Source organism: Micromonospora sp. KC723 (assembly GCF_004348595.1).
Lineage (GTDB): Bacteria > Actinomycetota > Actinomycetes > Mycobacteriales > Micromonosporaceae > Micromonospora.
Genome location: NZ_SMKD01000257.1, coordinates 1 through 2750, shown reverse-complemented (window position 1 = coordinate 2750; position 2750 = coordinate 1). Strand labels below are relative to the sequence as shown.

Below are 2750 nucleotides of genomic sequence, written 5' to 3'. Positions count from 1 at the left end.
CACCCGACCGACCCGGGCATCCGGCCGGCCGGAACGGGCGCGGACGCCGCCGGCGCCGACGCCTGGGAGACGGTCCGGCTGGCCCGGCACCCCGGGCGGCCGACCACCCTGGACTACCTGGACACCGCCTTCGACGGCTTCGTGGAACTGCACGGCGACCGGCTCGGTGGGGACTGCCCGGCCGTGGTCGGCGGGCTGGCCCGGCTCGACGGGCGGCACGTGATGGTGGTCGGCCACCAGAAGGGACACACCACCGGCGAGCTGGTGGCCCGGAACTTCGGCATGGCCAGCCCGGCCGGGCACCGCAAGGCGTTGCGGCTGGTCCGGCTCGCCGCCCGGCTCGGTCTGCCGGTGGTCACCCTGGTCGACACCCCCGGCGCCGACCCTGGTGTCGACGCCGAGGTGCGGGGTCAGGCGGCCGCCATCGCGGAGAACATCCTCTCGCTCAGCGTGCTGCCCACCCCGATCGTCGCGGTGATCACCGGCGAGGGCGGCAGCGGCGGCGCGCTGGCGCTCGCGGTCGCCGACCGGGTGCTGATGCTCCAGCATGCCGTCTACTCGGTGATCAGCCCCGAGGGCTGTGCCGCGATCCTGTGGCCGGACCGTGGCGCCGCCCCGCAGGCCGCCCGCGCGCTGCGGCTGACCGCACCGGACCTGTGCCGCCTCGGCGTCGTCGACGACCTCGTCCCCGAGCCGTCCCCGGCCGCCCACCACGACCCGGAAGGGGCTGCGCTGATGCTGCGTGACGCCTTGCTGTCCAACCTGCTGCCCCTGCTCGACGTCCCCCCGGCGACCCTGGTCCGCCGCCGCCGGCAGCGCTTCCGACGCTTCGGCGCCGCCCGCACCGGCGTCCGGGCGGGTGTCCGGTGAGCGCGGGTGTCGCGCCGCCGGCCGGCGGCGTGGCCGCCGAGACCGACCACGCGCCGGTGACGCACGACGTGGACACCGTCCTGGCCGGGTTGCGCCGGCACGCGCGGCAGCTCGTCGCCGAGGTCGCCGGCCCGGTCCGGCGGGTACGGCTGCGCAGCGGGGACACCGTGTTGGAGATCGAGTGGCACGGGGCCGCCGCGGTGGAACCGGCTCGCGTCCCGGAGCCGAGCGCGCCGGCGCCGCGCCCGCAGCCCATGGCCGGCCCGACCGGTCGGGTCGAGGTGCGCTCGCCGATCGTCGGCACGTTCTACCGCGCGCCCGAGCCCGGCGCCGCGCCCTTCGTCCGCGTCGGCGACCTGGTCCGGCCCGGGCAGGTCGTCGGGATCGTGGAGGCGATGAAGCTGATGAACGAGGTGACCGCCGAGCGGGCCGGGCGGGTGGTCGAGATCCTCGACGACGGCCGGCCGGTGGAGTACGACCAGCCGCTGGTCGCGCTCAACCCGGTCTGAGGTGGTGCCGCCATGTTCTCCACAGTGCTCGTCGCCAACCGGGGCGAGATCGCGGTGCGGGTGTTGCGCGCCTGCCGGGAGCTGGGTATCCGCACGGCGGTGGTCCACTCGACGGCGGACGCCGACTCGACGGCCGTCCGCCTCGCCGACCGGGCCGTCCTGATCGGACCGCCGCTGGCCCGGCGCAGCTACCTCAACGCCGCCGCGATCGTCGAGGCGGCGCGGCAGGTCGGCGCGGACGCGGTGCACCCCGGCTACGGCTTCCTCTCCGAGGACGCCGACTTCGCCGAGATCTGCGCCGACAACGGCCTGGTCTTCATCGGCCCGCCCCCGCAGGTGATGGCGGCGCTCGCCGACAAGTCCTCGGCGCGGGCGCTGATGAGCCGGGCCGGGCTGCCACTGCCGCCGGGCAGCGTCAGCCCGGTGCCCACCGCGGCCCGCGCCGCCGAGATCGCCGCCGAGGTCGGGTACCCGGTGATCGTCAAGGCCGCCGCGGGCGGCGGCGGGCGGGGGATGACGGTGGTCGGTTCCCCGGCCGAGCTGTCCCGGGCCTACGCGCGTACCCGGGCCGCCGCGCAGGCCGCCTTCGGTGACGACCGGGTGTACGTGGAGCGGTACCTGACCGACGCCCGGCACGTCGAGGTGCAGCTGCTCTGCGACGCCCACGGCAACGGTGTGCACCTGGGCACCCGGGACTGCTCGGTGCAGCGTCGGCACCAGAAGCTGGTCGAGGAGGCGCCGGCGCCGGCCCTGCCCGCCGCCACCCTCGACGCGATCGCGCGTGCCGCGCTGCACGGCGCGCTGGAGGTGGGCTTCGCCGGCGCCGGCACCGTGGAGTTCCTGGTCGACGCCGAACAGCGGTTCCACTTCCTGGAGATCAACTGCCGGATCCAGGTGGAGCACCCGGTCACCGAGATGATCACCGGGATCGACCTGGTGCACGAGCAACTGCACATCGCCGCCGGGAAGCCGTTGCGGATCCGGCAGGACGACGTCCGCCCGCGGGGGGTGGCCGTGGAGTGCCGGGTCAACGTGGAGGACCCGGACCGCGGCTTCGCGCCGACCCCCGGCCGGCTGGACCGCTTCGTCCCGCCGGGCGGCCCGTTCACCCGGGTCGACACCCACGGGCACCCCGGATACCTGGTCGGGCCGTACTACGACTCGCTGCTGGCGAAGGTCGTCGTCTGGGCGCCGGACCGGGACCTGGCGCTGCGCCGGCTCGACCGGGCCCTGGCGGAGTTCGACATCGCCGGCCCGGGGGTGCGCACCACCATCCCCTTCGTCCGGCGGGTCCTCGACGACGCCGACTTCCGTGCCGGCCGCCACACCACCGCCCTGGTCGACCGGCTCCTCGCCGCCCCGCCACCTGTC

The 2750-nt window shown here is 76.1% G+C and carries 3 protein-coding genes; all 3 read left to right on the top strand.

The features are described from left to right. On the top strand, positions 1-870 hold an 870-nt coding region (locus tag E1165_RS28410), incomplete at its 5' end, for an acetyl-CoA carboxylase carboxyltransferase subunit alpha (RefSeq protein ID WP_132394766.1). A 29-nt stretch (positions 871-899) separates the two neighbouring features. Next, the gene (locus E1165_RS28405) at positions 900-1379 is read left to right on the top strand and encodes a biotin/lipoyl-containing protein (protein ID WP_243705035.1); all 480 of its coding nucleotides are present in this window, start codon (positions 900-902) and stop codon (positions 1377-1379) included. Between the two features lie 12 nt (positions 1380-1391). Then, positions 1392-2750 (top strand): acetyl/propionyl/methylcrotonyl-CoA carboxylase subunit alpha (locus E1165_RS28400; protein WP_132394764.1); only part of this gene is annotated, 1359 nt, incomplete at its 3' end.